Annotated in this window: 23 protein-coding genes; 16 read left to right on the plus strand and 7 right to left on the minus strand. The window is 49.9% G+C overall.

The window, feature by feature from the left end; genetic code table 11:
• Window positions 1-36 precede the first annotated feature (36 nt).
• The gene (gene proB / locus KI362_RS21490) at window positions 37-1,143 is read right to left on the minus strand and encodes a glutamate 5-kinase (RefSeq protein WP_301630356.1); all 1,107 of its coding nucleotides are present in this window, start codon (window positions 1,141-1,143) and stop codon (window positions 37-39) included.
• Window positions 1,144-1,608: 465 nt separating this feature from the next.
• On the opposite strand from proB, the gene KI362_RS21495 reads away from it, so the two are divergent.
• The gene (locus KI362_RS21495; RefSeq protein WP_301630464.1) at window positions 1,609-2,406 is read left to right on the plus strand and encodes a carbon-nitrogen family hydrolase; all 798 of its coding nucleotides are present in this window, start codon (window positions 1,609-1,611) and stop codon (window positions 2,404-2,406) included.
• Here the strand turns inward: KI362_RS21495 and KI362_RS21500 are convergent.
• The gene (locus KI362_RS21500) at window positions 2,397-3,305 is read right to left on the minus strand and encodes a LysR family transcriptional regulator (RefSeq protein WP_301630358.1); all 909 of its coding nucleotides are present in this window, start codon (window positions 3,303-3,305) and stop codon (window positions 2,397-2,399) included. The genes KI362_RS21495 and KI362_RS21500 overlap by 10 nt on opposite strands.
• A 203-nt stretch (window positions 3,306-3,508) precedes the next feature.
• Here KI362_RS21500 and lepB point away from each other — a divergent pair, with 203 nt between their 5' ends.
• The 3 genes from lepB (at window position 3,509) to KI362_RS21515 (ending at window position 4,825) form a co-directional block, all read left to right on the plus strand.
• Entirely contained in the window at window positions 3,509-4,066 is a 558-nt protein-coding gene (gene lepB / locus KI362_RS21505) for a signal peptidase I (protein ID WP_301630360.1), read from the plus strand.
• Window positions 4,067-4,114: 48 nt separating this feature from the next.
• Window positions 4,115-4,351 carry a hypothetical protein gene (locus KI362_RS21510; protein ID WP_301630362.1) on the plus strand — a complete coding sequence of 79 codons (237 nt, stop codon included), beginning with the start codon at window positions 4,115-4,117 and terminating at the stop codon, window positions 4,349-4,351.
• 96 nt (window positions 4,352-4,447) lie between these two features.
• Window positions 4,448-4,825, plus strand: coding sequence for a cupredoxin domain-containing protein (locus KI362_RS21515; protein WP_301630364.1), 378 nt, complete (start codon window positions 4,448-4,450; stop codon window positions 4,823-4,825).
• A 269-nt stretch (window positions 4,826-5,094) separates the two neighbouring features.
• Here KI362_RS21515 and KI362_RS21520 read toward each other — a convergent pair whose 3' ends face one another.
• From KI362_RS21520 to KI362_RS21535, 4 genes are read right to left on the minus strand one after another with little or no spacing between them, the layout of a single operon-like run.
• The gene (locus KI362_RS21520; RefSeq protein ID WP_301630366.1) at window positions 5,095-5,391 is read right to left on the minus strand and encodes a metal-sulfur cluster assembly factor; all 297 of its coding nucleotides are present in this window, start codon (window positions 5,389-5,391) and stop codon (window positions 5,095-5,097) included.
• Between the two features lie 28 nt (window positions 5,392-5,419).
• Window positions 5,420-6,664, minus strand: a complete 1,245-nt coding sequence (locus KI362_RS21525) for a hypothetical protein (RefSeq protein WP_301630368.1) — start codon at window positions 6,662-6,664, stop codon at window positions 5,420-5,422.
• Window positions 6,665-6,676: 12 nt separating this feature from the next.
• On the minus strand, window positions 6,677-7,231 hold the full coding sequence (locus tag KI362_RS21530) for a DUF2249 domain-containing protein (RefSeq protein ID WP_301630369.1): 555 nt from the start codon (window positions 7,229-7,231) through the stop codon (window positions 6,677-6,679).
• 22 nt (window positions 7,232-7,253) lie between these two features.
• Window positions 7,254-8,198 (minus strand): multicopper oxidase domain-containing protein, encoded by a 945-nt coding sequence (locus tag KI362_RS21535; RefSeq protein ID WP_301630371.1) that lies wholly within the window; start codon window positions 8,196-8,198, stop codon window positions 7,254-7,256.
• 355 nt (window positions 8,199-8,553) lie between these two features.
• On the opposite strand from KI362_RS21535, the gene leuC reads away from it, so the two are divergent.
• Both leuC and leuD read left to right on the plus strand, forming a co-directional pair.
• A complete protein-coding gene (gene leuC, locus KI362_RS21540) occupies window positions 8,554-9,978 on the plus strand; it encodes a 3-isopropylmalate dehydratase large subunit (RefSeq protein WP_301630373.1) in 1,425 nt (474 codons plus the stop codon).
• A 22-nt stretch (window positions 9,979-10,000) separates the two neighbouring features.
• The gene (leuD, locus tag KI362_RS21545; protein ID WP_301630375.1) at window positions 10,001-10,591 is read left to right on the plus strand and encodes a 3-isopropylmalate dehydratase small subunit; all 591 of its coding nucleotides are present in this window, start codon (window positions 10,001-10,003) and stop codon (window positions 10,589-10,591) included.
• Window positions 10,592-10,905: 314 nt separating this feature from the next.
• On the opposite strand, the gene KI362_RS21550 is transcribed toward leuD, so the two are convergent.
• On the minus strand, window positions 10,906-11,301 hold the full coding sequence (locus tag KI362_RS21550; protein WP_301630466.1) for an HIT family protein: 396 nt from the start codon (window positions 11,299-11,301) through the stop codon (window positions 10,906-10,908).
• A gap of 218 nt (window positions 11,302-11,519) precedes the next feature.
• Here KI362_RS21550 and KI362_RS21555 point away from each other — a divergent pair, with 218 nt between their 5' ends.
• The 10 genes from KI362_RS21555 (at window position 11,520) to KI362_RS21600 (ending at window position 24,943) form a co-directional block, all read left to right on the plus strand.
• A complete protein-coding gene (locus KI362_RS21555; RefSeq protein WP_301630378.1) occupies window positions 11,520-12,989 on the plus strand; it encodes an N-acetylmuramoyl-L-alanine amidase family protein in 1,470 nt (489 codons plus the stop codon).
• A 42-nt stretch (window positions 12,990-13,031) separates the two neighbouring features.
• Complete coding sequence (locus tag KI362_RS21560) at window positions 13,032-13,640, plus strand: GerMN domain-containing protein (RefSeq protein WP_212939086.1); 609 nt, start codon at window positions 13,032-13,034, stop codon at window positions 13,638-13,640.
• A gap of 176 nt (window positions 13,641-13,816) precedes the next feature.
• Window positions 13,817-15,256 carry an N-acetylmuramoyl-L-alanine amidase family protein gene (locus tag KI362_RS21565; protein ID WP_212939085.1) on the plus strand — a complete coding sequence of 480 codons (1,440 nt, stop codon included), beginning with the start codon at window positions 13,817-13,819 and terminating at the stop codon, window positions 15,254-15,256.
• Between the two features lie 26 nt (window positions 15,257-15,282).
• A complete protein-coding gene (locus KI362_RS21570; RefSeq protein WP_301630381.1) occupies window positions 15,283-15,873 on the plus strand; it encodes a GerMN domain-containing protein in 591 nt (196 codons plus the stop codon).
• Window positions 15,874-15,945: 72 nt separating this feature from the next.
• Window positions 15,946-18,675, plus strand: a complete 2,730-nt coding sequence (locus KI362_RS21575) for an S-layer homology domain-containing protein (RefSeq protein ID WP_301630383.1) — start codon at window positions 15,946-15,948, stop codon at window positions 18,673-18,675.
• An 84-nt stretch (window positions 18,676-18,759) separates the two neighbouring features.
• Entirely contained in the window at window positions 18,760-19,428 is a 669-nt protein-coding gene (gene nth / locus KI362_RS21580; protein ID WP_044478855.1) for an endonuclease III, read from the plus strand.
• Between the two features lie 37 nt (window positions 19,429-19,465).
• Window positions 19,466-19,750 (plus strand): hypothetical protein, encoded by a 285-nt coding sequence (locus tag KI362_RS21585; RefSeq protein WP_044478854.1) that lies wholly within the window; start codon window positions 19,466-19,468, stop codon window positions 19,748-19,750.
• Between the two features lie 162 nt (window positions 19,751-19,912).
• On the plus strand, window positions 19,913-20,572 hold the full coding sequence (locus KI362_RS21590) for a TetR/AcrR family transcriptional regulator (protein ID WP_301630386.1): 660 nt from the start codon (window positions 19,913-19,915) through the stop codon (window positions 20,570-20,572).
• Window positions 20,573-20,668: 96 nt separating this feature from the next.
• Window positions 20,669-20,962 (plus strand): hypothetical protein, encoded by a 294-nt coding sequence (locus KI362_RS21595; protein WP_301630388.1) that lies wholly within the window; start codon window positions 20,669-20,671, stop codon window positions 20,960-20,962.
• A gap of 282 nt (window positions 20,963-21,244) precedes the next feature.
• Window positions 21,245-24,943, plus strand: coding sequence for a dynamin family protein (locus KI362_RS21600; protein WP_301630468.1), 3,699 nt, complete (start codon window positions 21,245-21,247; stop codon window positions 24,941-24,943).
• Window positions 24,944-25,372: the final 429 nt, after the last annotated feature.

The raw sequence follows: 25,372 nt of genomic DNA on the forward strand, positions 1-25,372 counted from the left end.
AAATTTAATATGCATAAATCATGATAAATTTACCTACTATGGCTTCAGGGAGATCCATTCATCCCGATGAATAACTTCAAGCCTGTGTACATCGTTAAGCTGCTTCATAACCTCACTGCTTGGCAGGCCCATAATTTGCTGAACCTGATCGGAATCATAGTTGACAATCCCTCGTCCAAGCACTTCGCCTCTCCGATTCTGTACTTCAACCACATCACCGGTCTGAAAATGTCCATGTACGGAGCGAATGCCCACAGGCAGGAGACTGCGTCCATGAAGAATAATTGCTTCTTCGGCACCATCATCGACGGTTAGGCTGCCCAGGGGAGTAGACAGGAACCCGAGCCATTGCTTCTTACGCGGCAAGGCGGCATTGCGGGTGTCAAAATAGGTCCCGCGTCCACGGCCTTGGGCGCCGGCAAGCAAGTCGCCAGCCGTATCCGCCTTGCCGACAAAGACGTCCACACCCCCGCGGGAAGCAATCTTGGCAGCTTCGATCTTGGAGCGCATGCCGCCGGTGCCTACAGAGGAGCCTGCGCCTCCGGCAACACCCATGATCTCTTCGGTAATTTCGGTGACTCTGGCGATCCGTTCGGCATTAGGATCATGTCGCGGGTCTTTCGTGTATAATCCGTCCATATCTGTAAGAATCAGCAGCTGATCCGCTTTGATCAAATTGCCGACGAGGGCGCTTAAGGTATCGTTATCTCCGAACTTCAGCTCATCCACCGATACGGTATCGTTCTCGTTAATGATAGGAAGAACGCCGCGGCCAAGCAGTTCCTCAAGCGCCATGCTGGCGTTGCCCATCCGCTTCCGGTTCTGAAAATCTGAACGGGTAAGCAGCACCTGGGCGGCAGAGATACCATGCTGAACCAGCGCTTCACGGTAGGCTTGCATCAGCAAGGCTTGGCCTACAGCGGCTGCGGCCTGCTTCTCATGAAGCAACTTGGGCCGCTCCCGGTACCCGATCTCCCGGAATCCGGCAGCAACCGCACCGGAGGAGACGAGCGCGATCTGGTATCCGGTTGCCCTTAGACCGGCAAGCTCGGAAGCAAAGAAGCTTACTGCCTCCCGGTTCAAGCCGCCCTCCGCCGTTGTGAGCGAGCTGCTTCCGATTTTGATTACAATACGATGTTGCATGAAGACCACTCCTTCAGGACACAAACCGATTTCTGATAAAACAAAAAAACCTCCGCCTTTGGCATGCAAAGGACGAAAGTTTAGCTTCCGCGGTACCACCTTTATTGATGAGAGAACTCATCCGACTTGGTTAGCCCGATAACAGGGGCACTGTCCGTCTTGTTACAACGGCCGTTCAGGGATAGGGTTCAAAGCTTAGCGGTATGCGGATTCTCACAGCCAACGGAATCTGCTCTCTGGGGCCGCTGTCGGGCTTCTACTGGTCCCGTCATTACGTTTGCTTGCATATAGTCATTTCGCTTAACCTTAAATGAATTACTGATAGAATACCACGCAGGATTAGTCAATGCAAAGCATAAATCCGAAAACAACGGTAAGTACGGCCGTTTTCTCTTGCCTGTCGGAAGTTTATCCAGCTAAGATATAGAAAAGGAACATGAGGGGGTAAGAGCTGTGGATAAGCGAATGAGCCACCGGCGAATCAGTCTGATCCAGTGTGATATCGTGCTTGGCGAGCCTGCGGTAAATGAACGGAGATTAACGGAAATGCTTCAATCGGCGGCTGAAGCGCCAGAGAAGCCGGATATCATCGTCCTCCCCGAAATGTGGAATACAGGATATGCGATGGATCGGCTTAGAGCCCTTGCGGAACGGGATGAAATGCCCGGAATCCGCCGGAGAATGTCGGAGCTGGCTGCCCGGTATCAAGTTCAGATTGTGGCGGGATCGGTCGCAGAGCGGAGGAACGGGAAGCTGTATAATACGATGTATGTATATAACCGCGAGGGAGAGGAGATTGCCTCCTACTCGAAAATCCATCTCTTTCGCCTGATGGAAGAGGAGAAATATCTGGAGCATGGCAAGGCCATAGGGCGTTTCGATCTGGAGGGCCTCTCCTGCGGCGGGGCAATCTGCTACGACATCCGCTTTCCGGAGTTGTCGCGCGCGCTTGCACTGCGAGGCGTCCACGCCATGTTTGTCCCGGCTCAGTGGCCGCATCCCCGGCTGAACCATTGGCGGTCGCTTCTGATTGCCCGGGCTATCGAGAATCAAATGTACGTGGTGGCCTGCAACCGGGTCGGGGACTCAGGCTCCCAATCCTTCTGCGGACATTCGATGATTATTGATCCGTGGGGGGATATTACCGCAGAAGGCGGGGAGGGAGAACAGATTGTTAGCGGAAGGATTGATCTCCAGCTTGTCCATGAGGTAAGGAGCAGTATCCCGGTATTCAGCGACCGGCAGCCGCAATATTATGACTGATTTCGCTGGGCCAGTATGGATTTGAACGTGTCGATGAATGCTTCCGCAGCCTTGGACAGATAGCGCCCGCGGCGAAAGGCGATCACCAGTGTCCGGCTGGGCTGTCCGTCAAGAGGCAGATAGGCCGGAATCAGCTCGCTTCGCTTGGCGCGTGCGATAAAGCGGGGAACAAGCGTAACTCCCATTCCCGCGGCTACGAGCGATTGAACCGTCTCAATATTGTTGCTTTCGAATACAATATTGGGCTCAAAGCCGGCCTCATGACACAGATCAATGCTCAGCTTGCGGAAGCCCTGTCCTTTTTTCAGCACAATGAATGGATCATCCTTCAAGTCCGACAAGGATACGCCCTTCGTGCCGTATGAGGCTGTGGCCAGCGCATGGTGCGGAGGAACGGCGAGATCAATCATTTCTTCACCGATTGGCTCATAATCCAGCGAGGATTCGATCAACGGCAGAGAGAGCAGGCTAAGATCTGTCCCGCCGCCGGCAGTCAGCTTCTCCAAATTCAATGAGGTGTCTTCCAGCAACGTAACCTGAATATCCGGATAAGACTCCTTGAAGGCAGGCAAAACGTAGGGCAGCAGGTGCGAGCCTGTAATCGGCATGCTTCCCACCACGACCCGACCAGCCCGAAGCTGGGAAATATCGTCCATTTCCTGACGAAGCTGCTCAACGGCGTCCATGATTTTTCTGGCATGCTCAATAAAGCTTGCTCCAGCATAAGTCAGCTCAACCGTACTGGTATTCCGCTGAAACAGCTTGACCCCAAGCTCTTGCTCCAGCTTCGAAAGCTGCTGGCTTAAGGAGGGCTGGGCGATATGGAGCTTCTCGGCCGCACGGGAAAAATTGCGTTCCTCGGCAATCTGAAGCGTATATTGAAGTTGTCTTAATTCCACGGAACCATGCCTCCGATCTTTTGCTTTAAATTTGAATGATAGGCTTTTCCTATTAACAGTTTGTCCTATATAGGATAGTATCATGAATTAGAGCCGGACAGAACATGTTTGTGATTGACTGCTTGTTCTATGTATAATAGATGTATGCGGCTAGAAGAATTGGGCGGTTAAGACATAAGCTTTATATGGAGGGAATTGTTTTAATGAAAATATGGAAAGAAATTCAGGGCTGGGGAGTAGCCGTTGGAATTGGCTTCCTGCTCAGTCTCATCATCGGGATTTTTGTTATTCAACCTTACAAAGTAGATGGACATTCCATGGAGCCGACGTTAAATGATAATCAGCGCATATATGCATGGAAGATCCGCCATACACTGGATCAGTTGCCTGACTACGAAGACGTGGTTATCATTGACAGCCGGGTGGACCGCAATCGGACACTGTTGGATGATCTGAAGGAGCATCCGCTGATCCGGATTATATCGGGAACCTCGGAGAATGAGATCTTTTACGTCAAGCGTGTGATTGGCCTTGAGGGTGACCGGATTGAGATCAAGGACGGGACCGTATATCGTAATGGAGAACAGCTCGTCGAGCCGTATATTAAGGAACAGATGGTAGATACGGGTGTGGATCAGACCTGGGAGATTCCGGAGGACCACATTTTCGTCCTGGGCGATAACCGCAATCATAGCAGTGACAGCCGGGTGATCGGGCCTATCCCGAAAAACCATATCATGGGTATTTATACTAAGAACTAATAAGTTTATGCGAAATATATCCAGTTATAGGCTTGAGGAGAGAAGAGAATGGTTGATGCTTGGCAGACATGCCCTTCCTGTAAATCTAAGAATGTAATTACTCGGGGCAAAATATTCTATTTCCTGTTATTTTTCGGATTGGGCGGAGTTCTGCTGTGGATAGGATTGATGATTTACTGGCCGCTCCTCATTGCCGGTTTTATCGTCATTGTTATTTCAATGTTCAGCTTTATGATGCCGAGAGTGAACCGCTGCAGGGATTGCGGACATAAATGGAAGCCATAGATAACGGCTCTTTACCTTTGTGACTGGAATCACGATGCCTGATTCCTCCTCATTCTAGAATAAATGTATTACAGTCACAGAAGGAGGAGCAGGCTTATGGCGCAGCTGAGAAGCACATGGATGTGGTGCCTTGCATTGGCCGCAGTACTGATGTTATCCGCATGCGGAAAAATCGAGGAACCTGCCGCAGGCGTCAGCCTGAGCGGAGGTCCGATTAAAGAATTTACCGTCCATGCCCGAAGCAGCGGTTACGATATACAGGAAATTAAAGTAAAGCAGGGCGATACCGTCAAGATCACACTCAAAAATGAGCAGGGGATGCATTCCCTAAAGATCGAGGGCTACAACAAGGAAGTCCGTGGCGGAAAGACCATCACCTTTGTAGCGGATAAAGCGGGGGAATTCGATTTTTCCTGCAACATTTCCTGCGGGAAAAATCATGAAAACATGACAGGCAAGCTGATTGTGAAGTAAATCGGTTGTATAAGTTGAACTAATAATTTTACGTTTGAGGCAACGTGTGAAGTATTCTTACGATCGCTGTTGCTCGCGGATTTCTCTGACTGAAATAAGCTATTATAGGGTAGAAATCCGCTTACAAAGGCGAACGCTTACGCTTCTTCAAAATACTTCACACTTATGCCCTTTCTATGTAGATTTTTAATTCAACTTATAAGTTAAATAGAGCGTAAGTGCCAAGGGCATCAAGCCCTTGGCACTTACGCTTTTTTGTAGGATCTGATTTAGAAGCCCAGTTCACGCTTGGCGTCCTCGGACATCATATGCGGGGACCAGCGCGGCTCCCAGACGAGCTCCACCTCCACCTCGGAAATACCGAGGCTATCCTCCAGCACACGCCGTACGCCGCCGACAATGGTGTCGTGCATCGGGCAGCCTGGCGTCGTCAGGGTCATTTGGACATAGACAGAATCTCCTTGATCCCGGATATCGAATACGAGTCCCAGATCGACGATGTTTACGCCAAGCTCAGGGTCATAAACATCCTTCAGCAACTCACGAATAAACTGTGTACGATCCATGTAAATCAACCTCCATTAGGATTAACGATTATCTAGAAAAGACAAGGGCAATTAACGATATATACGCTAGCGACACCAGCGAGAAAATCGTGCCGCAGACCGCGATCATAACCGGCGAATCCAATGCGATTCCGGCAAGCACGGCCAGATTCGAGCAGGCAATCAGCATCAAACCCAGATTTGCCTTCTGGTCGTTCAAGAGATCGGCCATGACCGGAGTTCCCGGTTTGCCGACCGATTTTCCATATTTATGGGTCCACCACAGGAACGGCACGATTTTGGAAGCATAGCACAGGACCATGAAGGACACCCAGCAGTTCAAATAAAACCAGCCGATCATCAGCATCATTTTGGTCGTCATCAGCTGCTCCGGCGATCCGAGCAATTTGATCAGCAGGGCCAGGGCAAATACAGCGAACAATTGATTTCCATAGATGGTCCAGGCAATGCCTGCACCGGGCGTTCGCTTATGCCGCTTGCTGCGGATTTGCAGGAGATGAATATTGTAGCTGATCAGTGCGAGCACGATGAGCGCGAGGGCGCCGCAGGTTACCCATAGACTCGTGCCGAACAGAAGAGAGACCGCTCCAGTAAGCACGCCGGCATTCCACAAGATCAAGGTGACATACTGCAGACGCGTATCATAATCATGGGACAGATAAAACATGGGCAGCAATTTGTAACTGAATCCGGTAATCAGCAAGCCGAACCATCCCAGGGTTCCGAGGAAGATATGAGCCCGGAAAAAATTTTCATGCGCCTCGCCCAAAAATCCGGTGCCGAAGTCAATGCCCATGGACATGCCGCTAATCCCGGTCAGCAACAGATAGAACACGGCGCACGCAGTGCTGATCGTAATGGGATCCCATTTGCCCGCACGCAGCAGCGTCATCGCCATATTCCACACAAAGGCAACGATGCCAACAAAGGCGAGAGTGGCAAACCCGGCGATCCATGCGATTTCCCCTTGAATGAAGCCAAACAGGAGGCCGAACAGCCCGAATGTAAACAGGAAATAGTGGGCGTAGCCAAGCCGCTCGCTGTAGATCTTCGACTGCAGGATCACATTGATCAGCTGATAAATCGCCCCCATGGCCAGCATCGTCGCCCATCCAAGCACAAACAGATGAACATGGAACCATCCAGTCGGTCCGCGAATTCCCTCGCCAATCCAGCCGGTTAGCGACATGATCGATGTAACATGAAACAGGATGAAGCCAAAGATTCCGGTCAATATGAATAAGAAGGGGAGACGGGATATAGAAGCATTCACGGCAATTTCCCCCTAAGCTTTAGTAATGGTTACTTTTGCCGATCCGTCCGGCTGATCCTCCACGGTAAAGGAGCATCCCAAGGTGTTCAGTTCTTCAATTAAAAATACCGGTACACGGTCATTGTGAATTTTAACCACATCTCCCGGACGGGAGCGGCCAAGCGCGGCAAGCGTGCGTACCATCGGCTGCGGCGGCTCCAGACCGCGGTTGTCCAGCTCGATCACTTTCGGACCGTCGCTATCTGAAGCGCTCCGGCTTTGTTCCTGATTCGATGACGCAGACTTTGCGCCGGTGCCATCATCAGAATCCTCCAGCCACTGCTTGTTCTTTTTGTTAACAAATGTAGTGATCCAGTGTTCTTTATCTTGCTGTACACATTTGGAGACATATCCCTTCATCTTCAGAAAGCCGAGCAGCGGTGTTGGCTTAAAGGTAGCGTGCAGCACGAAAATATCATCCTGACCGAGTGTTTTCACGGTATCCATAATAAGCTGAAAGGGCTCCAGCTTGTTGCGAAGCTGTTCTCTTACATCCAGTTCAACAATTTTGGCATTTTGCTTATCCATTTGAACTCACCTCTATTTTGAGTTAATGATTCATGGCCGGCTCGTGATTGTCTTTGCCGTCTTTTGTTACCCTTAAAATGGCGGTTGCACCCTTGGAAGCGTCGTTGAGCTGATGCGTCAAAATCGGATAATCTCCTTCTTCGGTCAAGGTGACCTCAACGACTGCCGCTCCGCCGGAAGGGATCAGGACGGTTTGCATGCCGTAAAGTACGTTTTTCGGATTCCCGTCAAGGTATACCTGATCCATTGTCGTGCCGACAACATGGAAGGAAGAGACTTCGTTCGGCCCGACATTCGTAACATAAAGACGAACCGTATCTCCGACTTTAGCGAGCAGCGGATGTTCCTTCAAAGTAAAATCGTCACCGTTGAATACGACATATTCGGGATTTTCATCAAGAAAGGCATCCTCGTCGTGTTCTCTGTACCATTCGCTCTGGACGATGGTATATTCCCGGTCCACTAGAGAATCAGAGGGGTATCCGTTGCTGGGCTCTACGATAATTGTGCCGTACATCCCGTTGGATACATGCAGTAGAATAGGACTCGTGCCGCAATGATACATAAATACGCCGGGCGTTGATGCCGGATAGGTGAAGGTGCCCTGTTCTGTCGGCATAACGTCGATAAACTTTTTGCTCGGCGCGGCATGGACGGCGTGAAAATCCATGGAGTGCGGCATGTCCGGGTCCATGTTTTTCAATGTAAAGTTGAGCGTATCGCCTTCTTTCACCCGGATGACGGGACCGGGCACGGTTCCGTTAAAGGTCCAGGCATTGTAGAATACGCCTTCCGATATTTCCACATCCGTGACCTGGGCGGTCATTTCAATATTGACGATATTGCCTTCGCGTTGAATCACCGGTTCGACCGGCGGCTGATTCATGTGCTGAATCTCCGGCTCCTCAGCCGTTGATTCCTGCTCAATGGGGGATGAGGAATTCCAAACGGCGAAAACAACAATCATGCAAGATATAATTAAGAAAGCGGGCTTCGCGTATTTCTTCATCGTTCGCAGCACCTCTTAACGCATTGGAATTCTGAAATGAGCATATGATTTTTTTCACAGAGGTTTTGTGATTGGAAGCACATTCTTTAATACGTTCTTATTTTCGCCATACATTTCTTGTATGGCTCGTGGAGAATCCTGAGCTACCCAATCTGTCACGGTATACTGCCAGTTCCTTGATGATGCCCTGAACCGCCTCTTATAGGGCAATCCTATCAAAGCTATAGTTATTATATCTTGGAACTATGACATGAGGCGTGATATATTTATTCCAATAAGCAATGTCCGATAATTTCGGTATGGGGTGAATGATATGACTACTAAAAAGACGATGTATGAAAAAATCTGGGACAATCACGTAATCTATCAAGAGGAAGGCAAGCCGAGCATTTTGTATATCGATTTGCATCTCGTTCACGAGGTCACATCTCCTCAAGCCTTTGAGGGACTTCGCCTGAGCGGGCGCAAGGTGCGCCGTCCTGAGCTGACCTTTGCGACCATGGACCACAACGTTCCTACCAAAGACCGCTTCAACATTTCAGATCCGATCTCCAAGCAGCAGATCGACACCTTGTCGCAGAACTGCCGGGATTTTGGCGTAACCCTTTACGATCTCGATACGATTGACCAAGGCGTAGTTCACGTTATGGGGCCCGAGCTTGGTTTGACCCATCCGGGCAAGACCATCGTATGCGGAGACAGCCATACTTCCACGCATGGCGCATTTGGCGCACTGGCCTTCGGAATCGGAACGAGTGAGGTTGAACATGTGCTTGCCACGCAATGTCTGCAGCAAGCGAAAGCCAAGACACTGGAAGTGAGATTCGTCGGTAAGCGTAAGCCTGGAGTAACTGCGAAGGATATGATTCTGGGTGTCATTGCACAGTATGGTACAGACTTTGCTACCGGATATGTTATCGAGTATACCGGTGAAGCGATCACCGAGCTGTCCATGGAAGAACGCATGACCGTGTGCAACATGTCGATCGAAGGCGGCGCAAGAGCAGGATTGATCGCGCCTGACGAGACGACCTTTAATTATTTGCGCGGACGGCAGCATGTTCCTCAAGGAGACAGCTTTGAACAGGCTGTTGAACAGTGGAAGCAGCTGACGACAGATGAAGGTGCGGAGTATGACCGTGTAGTCTTGTTTGATGTAGATTCTCTGATTCCGCAGGTTACCTGGGGAACCAGCCCGGGCATGGGCACAAGCATTACGGACCGCGTGCCGAATCCTTCTGATTTTACTAGTGATAATGAACGTAAAGCTGCAGAGAAAGCACTTGAATATATGGGGCTTGAGCCTGGAACACCGATGACGAATATTGAGATCGATTATGTATTTATCGGTTCTTGCACCAACGGCCGGATCGAGGATCTGCGTGCAGCTGCGGCAGTTGCCAAGGGCTACAAGGTATCGGATAAAGTAACGGCAATTGTCGTTCCCGGCTCTGGCCGCGTCAAGATTCAGGCAGAGAAGGAAGGTCTGGATCAAGTATTTAAGGAAGCAGGCTTTGAATGGCGTGAAGCAGGATGCAGTATGTGTCTGGCGATGAATCCCGATGTTCTCCAACCTGGACAACGCTGTGCGTCAACCTCCAACCGGAACTTCGAGGGTCGCCAGGGACGCGGCGGCAGAACGCATCTCGTCTCCCCGGCTATGGCTGCGGCGGCTGCGATCAAGGGACGGTTCGTGGATGTGCGCGAATGGAATATCAAGAGCGAAGTCGTAAGCTAAGCGAAAGAGAGGAAGAAGGACTATGGAAGCATTTAAAAAAATGACGGGCATCGTCGGTCCGGTTGACCGGGTTAACGTGGACACTGACGCTATTATACCTAAACAGTTTTTGAAGCGGATCGAACGCACAGGCTTTGGGCAATTCCTGTTCTATGAGTGGCGTTTTGATACCGAGGGGAATGTCAATCCGGAATTCGAGCTGAATAAGCCGCGTTATGAAGGAGCATCCGTTCTGATCTCCCGCGTGAACTTCGGCTGCGGCTCTTCCCGTGAGCACGCTCCTTGGGCGATTCTGGACTATGGCTTCCGCTCAGTAATTGCGCCGTCGTTCGCTGATATTTTCTACAACAACTGCTTCAAGAACGGAATTCTGCCGATTAAGTTATCCGAAGAGCAGGTGGAGGAGCTGTTCCAGCGTACGGCTGCACATGAAGGCTATCAGTTGCACGTCGATCTGGAAAATAAGAAGCTGACCGACGATTACGGTCTGGATCTGGATTTCGACCTTGACGAGCATCGCCGCCAGTTCTTGCTCCAGGGGCTGGATGACATCGGCTTGACTCTTCAGCACGAGGATCTGATCTCCGCATACGAGCAGAAGAAATTTGCTTAAACTGTGTAGCAGGTTGCTAACTAAGTAACAAGTAAGAGAAGGGGCGGCTGTCTAGTAAGCCCCCAAAAAAAGCTGCGCGAGAATGTAAGGTCTGATATGACCTTGTTCCTCGCCCAGCTTTTTTAGTCTATCCTTGCATCTTACATGGGTCCGTCCCATCAACACTCGCATTTGCAATTTTAATGCCTCTTGGCACTAATTTTGCTCCGGTCACTCCGCCAAGTCTAGTGCAGCACCGCGCCACTCAGTGCAGCACCGCGCCACTCAGTGCAGCACCGCGCCAAACTGCATAGATTCGTGCAGCCCACTTTTTTTTACGGTGTCTGGATATTTCGCATGTTGTCCGAACTTTTCAACCAATGCCGAATTCCCTTGCCTGCATAAGGCTCATCACTGAATCGAGGAATCACATGCAAATGGGCGTGCATAATGTGCTGGCCTCTGACAGGGTGACAGTTCCAACCGATGTTGTACCCTTGAGGCTGATGCTTCTCGTCCAAATGAGCCTTTACTTTATGTAATAGGGAAAAGGTTGAAGACCATTCCTCTTTAGTTAAGTCAAACACGGTCTCACGATGCTGAATAGGAACAATCAACCCTGAACCGATCAATACCTCTTGAGGTGTTTGAAGAAAGATGCAATGTTCATTTCGAATGACGAGCTGCTGCTGTTCTATTAACTTAAGCTGACAAAGAGGACAGTCCTTCATCATTTGCTATCACCGCCTTGGAAGGTTCGATATTTGCTTCACTTATCGGAGGTTGTCTTTTTTTGTTCTTCTATGAAAATATAAGTCTATCAGTCAGGAAGATTTTCTGATATTATGGAAGCAATTAGTAATGTTTATTGTAGGTTGTTGTCGGTTCATTGCCATGGTTCTATTTGGGGCCAAGTCCGGTAAATTACGAGATTGGTAGGGATATCAGAATGAAAAAAATCGGATGTCTGATCGCATTGCTATTTTGTTTCCTCGCATTTCCGAGCCTGTCGAATGCGGCATCGGGGGACACCCATATCTTTTTGGACGGGGTTGAGCTGGAGCAGCCCGAGCAGGCCAAAGCCGGGGTTGTTAACGGCAGCACGGTCGTCCCTCTAAGAGTCATTGTCGAGAGCTTGGGTTATGAGGTTGAGTGGGATCAGAATGCCAAGACGATTACAATTGTCCAAGGTGCGAATACGTTGAATTTAAAGGTAGACCACAGTGAAGCAATTGTGAATGGAACAACTGTCAAGCTGACAGCTCCTCCGATTATTCAAAATAGCGTCACATTGGTTCCGCTCCGATTTGTCGGTGAACAGACAGGCCTGACCGTCAGCTGGGATAATCAGACCAAATCGGCTTATCTGACTACACCAAGCGACGGCTCAGACGGTAAAGTCCAACCGGGCATGGGAAGTGAGGCGCCAGCGAACAACTCTTCGGAGAACACCTCCTCTGAAGTTGTCCCGCCAACTACGGGGACTGACAATAGCTCTTCTGAGCAACAAGGGAAGTCATACATATACGGAATCAGCTTTAGCGATAATCGGCTAAAGGTTTCTGCAGATCCGGGAGTTAAGCCTAATGTCTTCCTGCTGAGTGGTCCTGAACGTTTGGTTGTGGATATTCCGAACGCTGCATTTTCGGATAGCTTCGCATCCTTGCTGCCTCTGGATGCATCCAATAACGGTGCCTTTGCAGTAGCGGATTATCCGGATGTATCACAGGTGCGTTATTCGATCTTTGATCAGGGGACTTCGACGATTCGGATTGTGGTAGACTTGAATCATCGGGTTGAATATCAAATGAATATTGATGGAACGGATCTGTTTACCGTTGATTTGACAGCTGTGTCTGGTTATCCGGTTACAGGTACCGGCAAACCTCTTGTTGTTATTGATGCAGGGCATGGCGGCATTAAACCAGGAGCCGTTAGTATTACTGGAAAGCTGGAAAAAGAGTTCGCTCTGGCTGTGTCTCTCAAGGTAGAACAGCTCCTTAAACAGGAAACCGAATTTGATTTTGCGATGACGCGCACTACCGATGTCCATCTGGAGCTTAATGAGCGGGCCGAATTTGCAAATAATCTGAATGCAACACTATTTATATCTATTCATGGAAACAGTATTGAAGGAATGAGCAGTATTACTGGCTCTGAAACGTACTATACCCGAGAAGATAGCATTCCCTTGGCAGATGTGATGCATAAGCATCTTGTATCGTCAACTGGACTCGCTGATCGCAAAGTCAGACAGAAGAGTCTTCATGTGACCCGTGAGACGACTATGCCAGCAGTATTGCTGGAGGTAGGCTATTTGAGTAATTCCAATGATGAAAAGCTAATGTACACAGATGAATTTCAACAGAGAGTTGCGGAGGGAATTGTAGCTGGAATCAAGGAATACCTTGGTCTATAATATTATAGGGTCTTCGCAAGCTAAAAATAGGGGGTTTTTGACATGAAGAAGACGGGATGGATGATCCTGATGCTGGTATTCATGCTTGGATTGGCCGGCTGTGGCGATAAGCCCCAAGCATCAGCGCCAGGAGAGAGCAATGGCAATAACACGGATACCGGGATTACAGCCCCTGATGCTGCCGAGCCTGACTCCTCAGGAGCAAGCGGCGCAGTGGAGACGGTTGACCCTGAGAATACGGAGAACTCAAGTGTGGAACCGGAAATGCTGACAAGTACGATTAAAGTTTACTTTACCGATGATAATTTAGATAAGCTCACAGCTGTTGAGCGGGAGATCTCATACCCTGCAGAGACGGACAAGTATGAAGCAGCTTTCACAGCACTTCAGACAGCGGAGCCGGGAACCTTGTCTCTTTGGAACAAGATTATCTTGCGGCAAGTAGAGCTTAAGGATGGACTGCTGACCATAGATATTACAGTGCCGGATGAAGCGAGACTGGGTGCGGGAGGAGAAGCGCTTGCTGTCGATGCCTTGCTGCAGACCTTCTTCCAGTTTGATGAAGTGAAGCAGCTTGAGCTTATGGTGGATGGAAAGACAGAGGAGACTCTTATGGGACATGTGGAGCTTGAGCATCCATACTCAAAATAATTTATTTGAAGATGAAGACTTCGGGGCTCGCTCCGAGGTCTTTTTTTGGCAATAAATTAGCATTTTTTCGCAACTTTTGCCTGTTCCAAGCGTCTATTATGTCGTCTGGTGATGCCTGGAAGCAGGTATCTCGTCCGGTCATCATAAGGCAAATATCTAAAGGGTAGGGGTGACGGATGAAAAAAGGATTAGCAGCATTATTGTTTTTTGTCATGTGGTTTGCTTTATTTCCTCAAACTGGACAGGCCGCTGCGGGGGGAACCAGCATTTATCTGGATGGTAACAAGCTGGAGCTCAGCAAGAACGGGCAGGTTCAGAATATCAATGGATCGGTTATGATTCCGATTCGTGTCGTCGTGGAAGAGCTTGGTTATGTCGTCGATTGGGAGAAGAAGACGCGAACGGTAACTATACAGCAGCAGGATACAGTAATGAAACTTGTCGTGGATCAGAGCACGGCGCTCGTAAACGGAACAAAGATTCAGATGCCTGTGGCTCCGAAGCTGGTTAGCGATACGGTCATTGTCCCGCTCCGCTTCTTGGGAGAACAGATGGGGCTCTCTGTAAGCTGGGATAATCAACTGAAGACGGTATACCTGGTAACTCCGGCAGGAGGGAATGGCGGCGAGACAAGCCCGGGAGATGGCGGCGATGGCGATACGGGGACTCCGCCAGGGGACACAGACTCGGGGACTCAACCCGGTCAGACTGACAATCTGGCGAATGTCGGAGGCATCAGCTTCAGCGACAATCGTCTTATGATCGCGGTGGATCAAAATGTAACCCCTAATGTCTTTACCATGGCTAACCCGCAGCGTGTTGTCATTGACCTGCCGAACACCAAATTTGCGGATACGTTCTCATCGGGATATCATCTGGATTCTACACAGAACGGGTTCATTGATATCACGGAATATCCGGAAGTCTCAAAGGTTAGATATTCCCTGTACAACAATAATCCGTCCACAGTTCGGATTGTCCTTGATATGAATGTGGTTAAAATGGGTGAGCTCATTAATGAGAACGACGGCCTGATTATACTTGACTTGAATAAGGAAGTATCAATCCCGGGCTCGAATGGCAAGAAGCTGGTCGTTATTGACGCGGGCCATGGCGGGAAGGATCCGGGAGCGATCAGTGTTACCGGCAAGAAAGAAAAGGACTTCAATCTGGCCGTGACGCTGAAGGTTCAAGAGCTGCTAAAGAAGGAAACAAATATTGATTTTGTATTGACTCGCAGCAGCGATACTTATCCTTCGTTAAGCGATCGGGTTAAAATTGCAAATGATTTAAATGCGGATTTGTTTATTTCGATTCATGCCAATGCCGGCAGCGCAACTGCAAGCGGCGTAGAGACGTATTATACCCGGTCTGAAAGCCTGGCGCTGGCCAAGGTCATGCATAAGTACCTCGTAGCCTCCTCCGGTCTCACGGACCGCGGGGTTCGTTCCAAGAGCCTGCATGTCACCAGAGAGACAAAGATGCCCGCCGTTCTGCTTGAATGCGGTTATCTGAGCAACAAGAGCGACAATGCCAAACTGTATACGGAGGATTTTCAAGACCGTGTCGCAGCAGGTATTGTAAAAGGGATCAAGGAATATCTCGGACTTCAATAATCCGGATTTCAGAAGGAGGATGAGAGATGAACCGAATGAGTTGGAGAATTTGCGGCCTGGTGTTATTGCTTGCACTGGCTTCCGGATGCGGTCAAAAGCCCGGAACAGCTCAGACGTCAGGGAATGAGGAGCCACAGGTCGAACAAGGTGCTGGCCCGGCTACTAATCATCAAGGCAGCAATAATGCTGAGAATACGAGCGGCGAGACTGGAACGGAATCGCCTGAACAACAGACTTTGAGCATTAAGAGCTATTATACGGATGATCAATTAAATGAACTGACCGAAAAAGAGCAGACCATTCGCTATGCCAAGGATGAGGACAAGTATATGGCAGCGCTCGAGACATTAAAGGACAGCGGGGATTCGGAGCTGCTTCCACTCTGGAAGGTTGAGTTCCGTTCGGCCACGCTGTCAGAAGGGATGCTGACTGTCGATATCACTCTTCCTGATGAAGCCAGGCTTGGAGCCGGCGGGGAAGCGTTGGCCGTCGAGGCCTTGCAGAACACGCTTTTTCAGTTCCAGGAGATCGAGTCGATCGAGCTGCTCGTGGATGGTCAGCAGACAGAGAGTCTGATGGGGCATGTAGAACTTGAATATCCGATGACAAGAAAATAATCAGGATTTAGAGGAACATGGGCCTTGGTTGTCGAAACATGGTAAGTGAACATTTGTAAAGGGGAGAATGTAATGTCATCTTATAAACGTACTTTTAAACGCAGCACCAAGAGGGCAGTTTCCACCATGCTTGTTACGGCGATGTGCCTCAGCGGAGGAGCGGCGGTGTTCGCTGAAGAAGCCCAGAGCACGGCGGTAACAACTTCGACAGCCTCGGCACTTCTTTTTAGCGACGTAAGTGACGGCTTCTGGGCGGAAAAGCATATTTACAAGCTCGCTGCAGAAGGAATCATTTTAGGAGATGCCGGGAAGTTCCGGCCTTCTGACAGTGTTACTCAACAGGAAGCGATTACGATGGCAGTTCGCTTTATGAACCTGGAGAGCAAGCTGGGCAGCGGCAGCGGTGCACCGGAAGAAATGAAGGTTAACGCCTACTTTAAACCTTATCTGGAGCTGGCTCTGAGCGAGAAACTCATTGATAAGACAGAGGAGCTTAGCACGACGGGAGCGAGTGAGTCCTGGGGGGCGAAGACGGCTACCCGAGAGTGGGTTGCCAAGCTGCTCGTACGGGCTTTGGGACAAGAAGACAAGGCTAAATCGGCTGGAAGTGCTGCGACCGGCTTTGCCGACCATACCAGCATTTCACCAGCAGCCAGAGGGTATGTCAATGTTGCCGTGCAGCTTGAGCTGACGAAAGGGGTTGAAGGAAACCGATTTGATCCGTTAGGCAAAGTAACACGTGCCCAGCTCGCAACCTTCTTAAGCCGCGGCAGTGAGTATGTTACTCCGGGCTACAGCAATGTCTATGAAGGCATTGTTACCGAATTGACCGATTCGAAGCTGACCTTGTTTACGAATGGACAGTTAAAGAGCTTTGCGCTGGATAACCGTTCCGTCTATTTTACAAAGGATTCCGAAGCCAAGAGCTCGCGAACTGCGATTCAGTTGTATACCAAAGTATTAGTTGTAGACAAAATTGGTTCGGCAGCCTATGTGGAGGTTCGCGATGCCAGCCAGCAGTTGGAGAAAACAGAAGGCACGCTGCTCAAGAAGCTTTCTGACAACCGCCTGCTCATGTTGGTCAACAATAATTCTATTGAGTATACCTATGATAGCTCTACTTCATTCCTGGATCAGAACGGGAATGCCATTTCAGTGGATAGTTTGACTGAAGATAGCACGATTATCGTGCAAAGAGAAACCTTTACGTCGGCGAAGAAGCCCGTGATCATCCAGGTAAAATCTGGCGTTGTTAATAAGTCCGGTACAGGCACGGTCGATCTGGTCAACGTCTCGGACAAGACGATTCGCATCAAGGACGATGCTACGGGTGCGATCGAAACCTATAATTATGACGACACTTCAATTCTTATTTATCAAAATCAACTGTTGGGTGGAGCAGCCGAGCTTCAAGCCGGTGCTGCTGTAACCTATACGGTGAAAAATAGCGTATTTACCCGTCTGGAAGTTACGAAAGCAATGGAACGCATCGTAAAGGGGACCCTGCTGTCCGTGGAAGGAAGCACACTTCTCAGCTTCACGAATTCCGCAGGCAAGGCAGAAATCAAAGCACTCGCTGCCAAGCCGGTTGTCGTGATTAACGGTATCGCCGATGCGACGCTGGGGGATCTGATTGCCGATGTGAAGGGCGGGGATCAGGTAGAATTAACGATCAGCCCTGACGAGCAAGTCACTAAAATTATTGTGACCGGCCGTCAAACTGAATTGCTTACCGATTTGTCTGTCGTCAATTATGAGCCGAAGTATAAAGCGCTGATGGTTGTGGACTCTGCGAATAAGGTGCATGCCTTTACCGTGGATGACAAGACCAAGGCGGAATACAATTCAACCACTCCGACATTGACCGGAGTTGAATCGCTGCTTACAAAAGGCAGAAAAATTAATGTGACTCATATCGGAGATCGTGTGCTTGAGATCCAGGTGTTTTACAAGTATGAAGGCACTTATGTATCGACCGATACAGCGGCCAAGAAGGTTTCGATCCTGCTCCCAAGCGGTAAGACCGTGGCAATACCTTATCAAGGCACAGCTCCTTCGATAGAACTGTACGGCAAGACCTCGGCTACGATTGCCGACTTGAAGGCGGGAGATCCGGTAACCGCGATTTTGAGCGCGAACCAGGATACCTTGCAAACATTGGCCATAAAAAAGACGGTTCAATTCGAAATTTCTTCAGTGAATACATCCAATAGCCGGATTCAGGCGTCAAGTAATGGCGTTACCGACAATTTCTATGTAGATAAGGCTACTTTGCTCAATGATGCCGGAGCTGCGATTACAGTATCCAGCCTGCAAGCAGGGCAGACTGTGAATGTGACCTTCAGTGGCCGTACGGCTGCTTCCCTGCAAGTGGTGAAGCTGACGCTTGGCAAGGTTACTGCGGTTGATGCTTCTTCGGTAACTGTGAAGTCCTTCTCCGGCACACCGGAAGTACACTCGATTGCGAATGGGGTAAAAGTAATTCGCGGAACCTCGGTAACCTCAGGAACAGCTACGCTGACAACCTCCGATCATGTTGAGCTGCGCAAGGATGTGGACGGGACATTGTTAATTAAGGTGCTGAATTCGCTGGAACGGAAATTCCAACGGTATGACTCGATCAATAACGACATTCTGGTCTATCGTTCCACGATTCAGGATGACAATTATCGTTTTGCTGTGACATCGAATTTGTATATTCACCAAGGTGACACGACATTAACCGTGCAATCCCTCAAAGATAATGATAAAATTGTTTTGTACTTTAGCGGCGATAAGCTGGTAGAGGTTGAAAAGCAATAAATCATTTCTGTGAGAAGAACCGTCTTGATGCGGGGGCTCCCGCTCAGGACGGTTTTTTACATGAGCAGGGGGGAATGTTTTGGAGTGAATGCCGGACAAGCAAAGCATATATTAACTACCATCGCAGCCATGTTCCCGGATGCACACTGCGAGCTCAATCACAGCAATGCTTTTGAACTCACGATCGCTGTCCTGCTGTCAGCACAATGTACGGATGCGACGGTGAACAAGGTGACAGCGGATCTGTTCCGGAAGTACAGGACACCCGAGGATTATATCTCTGTACCCTTGGAGGAGCTGGAGCAGGATATTCGGCGGATTGGATTATTCAGAAGCAAGGCCAAGCATATTCAGAATCTATGCCGGATCTTGATTGAGCAATACGGCGGAGACGTACCCTCGGAGCATGACAAGCTGGTCAAGCTGCCGGGCGTCGGCCGGAAGACGGCTAATGTCGTTGTTTCCAATGCCTTCGGCGTACCGGCTATCGCAGTGGATACTCATGTGGAACGGGTCAGCAAGCGGCTGGGGCTTGCCAATTGGAAGGACTCCGTGCTTGAGGTGGAGCAGAAGCTCATGAAGAGAGTACCTCGTGAAGAGTGGACGATTACACATCATCGTCTTATTTTTTTCGGCAGATACCACTGTAAGGCCCAGAATCCAAATTGTCAGATCTGCCCGCTGCTTGATGTGTGCAGGGAAGGCAAGAAACGTATGAAAAGGTCACAAGTCAGCAAACCTATAGAAGAGTGACAAAAAAAGATATTGATAGCAGAGGATGAGATTCTAAATGAAATGTATTTCCGTCTACACCGACAATTTTGAATTGTTCTCGGACATGTTCGAGAAGGTCATCGAGATCGATCTGAAGGAAAATGATGAGCAAGAGCTGGAGGGCGTGACGATCAGCGATTCCGGAGAGGTGCCTAAGCATTATCTGGAGCGGATGTCCGTGAAGCCTGAGGTCGTGGTAATGCGCGATAAAAATAAGGGAATAACAATTCTGCAGCATGGTAAAGTATTCGAAATCCTGATTCCTTCCGAGCAGGACCAGATCGAAGCTGCGACCATCTAAGCCGAAATGAAGTAAAAGCGTTCTCCGCAAGCTGGAGGACGCTTTTTATTTGGCCCGAAGTCGCACGCTCTATTTTACAAAGGCTTGAATGCCCTCTTGACAAACATACACCGTGTAGGATAATTTGTATACATACACAATGTATGTAATGGGGTGAATGACTTGCCACGAAACAAATATCCCGAAGAAACAGAGCAGATCATCCTTGACGCTGCATTAAAGCTGTTTATCGAAAAGGGCTATGAGCAAACAACAATTCTTGATATAGTCGATGAAATGGGCGGCCTGACACGGGGAGCCTTTTATCACCATTTCAAAACAAAGGAAGAAGTTTTTTTTGCGCTGACTGATAAATTATTTAATGATATAGACCCTTTTGCAAAAATCAAGGTCCGCACTGACATAAATGGTTTAGAAAAAATAAAACTGACCTTGCAAATTTTAAACGAGAGCGAAGAGTATGCCGTACTTCACTTTCAAATCCTTCCATTGATTGATAGCAGCCCGACAGCTTTTAAGATATATATGGAAAAACAGCGAACCTTCTTAGCGTCAAAATATGCTGAACTTATTGAAGAAGGTATAAACGATGGTTCAATCAAAGCAAAGTATCCGAAATTAACAGCGGAACTGTTTTTGTTGATTTGTAATGTTTGGATGATGCCGACAATATACCCACAGGAAAACGAAGCAGAAGCGTGGCAAAGATTTAATTTGGCAAAGGATATTGTTGATTTTTTGGGGTTGCCGGTTCTCGATAAAGCCCTGACTTCTCATGTTGTAATAAATGACCAAGGTATCGTTGTTGAAGTCAAAAAATGAGACAAACAAAAGAGAATTACAAAAATATAATTCTTTTGGCTAAATACATACATGCAGCATGTATAAAATAAAAATATATTTTAGGAGGTTTTTTGCATGAAAAGAAACGGCATTGGATTGGATGATCTCTTGGCAGAGTTCAACGAGAATATTATCGGCAAACCAAGCTCTGCTGCTCTTGGAATTGTTACTATTACTCGTAGGGATCTAGAAGAATTAAAGACATCCAACAAAAAGGCAAACATTAAAATGACTGGCATACTGACATTTTCAGAAGATGTTACACCTGATTTGGCGAGAGAATCCATAGAAAGCATCAAAGTACAGGGGAAAATAAATGCCTCTCCTAATGTGCAAGAAGTCTTGAACACACTTATTGACGAAACATAGTGGCAGCCTAACACTTCTGGCCAAGTTGGCTTGAAATGGGTCTGTAATCAGAAAGCCGGACGCTAAGACGCAGAAGAGCCGACAACCAACGAGCTTGAAACTCGTGGTTGTCGGCTCTTTATTTATCCTAAAGCGGTCTTTCTTCTTTGAATGTACGTCGATAGACATTTTTTATCTATCTCAAATTGGCAATGATTAATATCACTGTAAAAGCTTAAATCGAATAAATATCCATGATAAAATGAAGGGAGATATGGACAGAGAGGACGAAGCGACTTGAAGATGACGGCGGCAATTGAATCTGATTTGGCTGGAAAGCTCTCACGGCTGGAAGCATGGTATCTGGAACAAGGCGCCGCGGATTCGGCAAGCAAAGTGAAGGATTTGATTGAAAAACAGTTGTCCGGAGAACTGACAATAGCGATTTGCGGTCATTTTTCAGCAGGAAAATCAAGTCTGATTAATGCACTTTGCGGTTCTTCCGTGTTGCCCTCAGGTCCGCTTCCAACGACCGCTAATATTGCTGCGCTGCGTGACGGTGCGCCGAGAATGCAGTTGACTCCGGCAATCGGCGGTGGTCATGAGGCAGGGGAGAAGCTCCCGCAGGAGTCTCTAAGTGCGTTTGACGGAGCATTGAACGATTATTGCCGTGATGGAGCGAAGTACGAAAGGGTATCTATCTGGAGAGATATTCCCCTGCTTCGTCATGGCGGCGTGCTGCTGGATACGCCGGGCGTGGATTCTGGTGAGGCGGCACATGCGCTTGCAACGAGTTCAGCGCTTCATCTTGCGGATATTGTATTCTATATCATGGATTATAACCATGTGCAATCCGGCAGCAACCTGAGCTTCGCGCGCAGTATCGCGGAATGGGAGAAGCCGCTCTATCTGATTATTAACCAGGTCGACAAGCATCAGGAAGAAGAACAGACCTTTGAGCAGTACATGAAATCGGTTGAGCATGCTTTCTCGGTCTGGGGAATTGCTCCGGCCGCCATCTTCACTACCTCTTTAAAGGAGCCGGAGCATCAACGGAATCAGCTGCCCGAGCTGAAGCGGGTCGTGATAGAACTGTTGGATCGGAAGGCGGCGCTGCTGGAATTCAGTATTGCTTGCTCTCTGCATCATGAAGCACGGCAGTTCAAGAAAAGAACCGAGGAAGCGGCAGGAGAGAGACGCCAAGAGCTTGAGGCATTGGCGGGTGACGAAGCAGTGACCGTTGATCAGCTTCGCCAGGAGCTCCAGGAGCTGGAGCTTCGTATGTCCTCTAGACAGGAGGAACCACCGGAAGCCGCGCTTCGCCGAGAATGGACAATAAAGCTGGATCAATTGCTTGAGAATGCCTATCTTATGACCGCGGATTTGCGGGAGACGGCAGAGAAGTATCTGGAAAGCCGTGAGGCTGAGGCCAAACCGGGATTTCGCTTGTTCAAAAATAAGAGCATTCAGGAGCGGCAACGAAGGCAACAGGAGTTCCTCGAGAGATTGGATGAGCAGGTAAAAGCGCAGATCGATTGGCATGTGCGCGATATGATCCGCAAGCTGGGGAAAGCCTCGGAGCTTTGGGATGCGGAACGGGAAGCTCGGCTGGAAGAAGAGATGCCGCAAATGGAGGCAGCCTGGATTGAAAATCAGGCCAGGAGCGGGGCTGTGATCTCCGGCGAATATACGCTTCATTATACTTCGGCGGTGGCGGCCGAGATTCGAGGCCGCTATCGCCGGGCAGCCCTCGCGCTTGCGGAGGGGCTGCTGGCGGAGCTTGCTCCACGCCTTGCGGCGGAGCAAGCCGGTTTGGCCGCGCGGCACGCGGAGCTGGCTGAGCGTGTGCGGGCGGCCGAGCGGCTGCAGGCGCAGAGCGCAGCCGCAAGTGAAACGGCCGAGCAGCTGGATGCGCTGCTCGGTGCCTGGACGCCCCTCCCCGCAGGCCTTCTGCCAAAGGCAGAGGCAGGGGAAGGAAGGGGCGTCCCCGCCGCGCTGCCGCGCCCAGCGGCGCAGCGGCAGCCGCAGGCGCCGACGCCCGCGCCGCAGCCTCGCGCGGCTGGCGCGGGCACGGCCCTGCCGGCCACCGACGCGGTGGGCCGGCAACGGCTGCACGCCGCAGCAGCACAGCTGGCTGCGGCGGCGGAGGCGCTCGCCCCCTACCCGGCCTTCGGCTCGGGTGTGCGGGAGCTTCGCGCCCGGGCGGCCCAGCTGCGCGAGGGCCGCTACACCATTGCGCTGTTCGGTGCCTTCAGCGCAGGCAAATCCTCGTTCGCCAACGCCTTGCTCGGCGAACTCGTCCTGCCCGTATCGCCGCATCCGACAACGGCGGCGATTACGCGCATTGTTGCGCCCCCAGCCGGACGGGCGCACAAGGAGGCCTGCATCGCCTTCAAGTCGGCGGAGGCGATGCAGGCCGATCTCGCCCATTCCTATGAGGCGCTTCAGCTTGGCAGGTGGAAAGCGAATCGCTGGAGAGAGGAAGTGGCTCGGCTTAAGCCGGACGAGATTCCTGCACCGGGCAGAACCCATTACAGCTTCCTGAAAGCCGCGGCGTCTCAATGGGAAGCTCATGAGAGGAAATTGGGGACACAGCAGTTAACGGATATCGAGGAGTTTGCCGCTTACGCAGCTCAGGAGGGCAAAGCCTGCTTTGTAGAGTGGATGGATCTCTACTATAGCTGTCCATTGACGGAACAGGGGCTGACCATCGTCGATACACCGGGGGCCGACTCCATTCATGCGCGGCACACCGGAGTCACCTTTGAGTATATGAAGCAAAGCGATGCGCTGCTCTACGTGACGTATTATAATCATGCCTTTTCCAGAGTGGACCGGCAGTTTCTAACCCATCTTGGCAGAGTAAAAGGCAGCTTCGCATTGGACAAAATGTTCTTTATCGTCAATGCGGCGGATCTTGCTTCATCCAGCGAGGAGCTTGCTGAAGTAACCGGCTATGTTAAAGAAGGCTTAATCCGGGCTGGTATTACGGAACCGCAGGTTTTCGCCCTCTCCAGCAAGCTTGCCCGTCAGGCCAAAGAGCGAGGGGATTTCTCCCTGCTGGACGCTTCGGGATTGGCAGCATTTGAGCAGGACTTCTATGCATTTATCAACCGTCAGCTTACCCATCTGGCACTGGAATCGGCATCGCAAGAGCTGCAAACTGTTCTTGCGCAGGCTAAAGAATGGCAGCAGGCACTGGAACACAGCCGGGAGCAGCGCGAAGAGAAGCTTGCGAGATTGCAAGAGGACACGAAGGCGGTGCTGGCTTTTACAGCCAGGCTTACGGGCGAGGTTCGACTTCCTGAACTCAGGCAGGAGGCGGAGGAATTACTTTTCCATGCTAGGAACCGACTGAAGCTGTACGCAGGGGAGTTGTTCCAGGAATTTTTCCATCCCTCTTTGCTGTCTGAGGAAGCGGGTTCAAGGCGAGCCAGATTCGGCGCTTCCTTTCACGGTTGGTTGAGCCAGCTCTCTATAGAACTTGAAAGGGAGCTCCAGGCCACCTCGCTGCGATTGGAAAAGAAATGCGAAAGCATGATGTCGAGCCACATTCGCGGCGGGCTAGACGAGCTCATCCTTGAGCTTGAAGATGCTCCTGTATTTATCACCGAGCACAGGAGTCCCTGGGACACCCCTTCTCTTATGAAGAGAAGACTTGAACACAGCTTGGCGGCGGCAGACTATGACAGCTTCTTTAAGAGCCCGAAACTATTTTTCGAAGGGGGTGGGAGACGCGAGCTAAAACAGGCATTGGAACAGCCGCTTGCTGCTGTGCTTCAGGACGCCGTAGAGGAAGCCGGCCAAAGGCTTATTGAGTATTATGCCCAAGGCTATTCCCGGAGACTGCGCGAGGCGACGGCATCCATCGAGCTCCAATGGAACGAATGGATGACCGGAATTCAGACGCTGAGCGGGGATGAAGCAGAGACGAGAGACTTTTTGCAGAGGCTGAAACAGGTCGAATCCTTCGAAGAGGTTGTTCAAAAAGTCATCTTTTGATTACGAAGTGTTCCAAGGGGTTGATTCGACATCGAATCTTGCGTTCACCCTGGAAGTCCAAGCGGATGCTTACGAGGTATGCTTCCTTTGGAAGCATTTTACTCATGTAGGTTCTGCCTACACTCCGTTCCTCCTTCTTCGGGTTCTCGCAACCTTCTCGGTGCTGAAAGCTGACTTTTTGAACTCGGATTTAGACAAAGTTTTAAATAATTTGTGGTAACTTGTCGAATATTAGCGAATTTCGCAATTATGTACTTGCATTTCGGCTCCTCTAGCAGGAGAATAGGAGTAAAGCTATTTTTGGTTCTGTATCAGTTACACGAAAGAAGCTACGTAGAAAAGGCAAAAGTGTGAAGTGTTAAAAGCTTTCTGTAAGAAAGCTACTTCGGAAGCATAAAGCGTAAGCGTTCGCCTTTGTGAGCGGATTTC

Origin of the sequence: Paenibacillus apis (assembly GCF_018333295.1) — a bacterium.
Lineage (GTDB): Bacteria > Bacillota > Bacilli > Paenibacillales > Paenibacillaceae > Fontibacillus > Fontibacillus antibioticophila.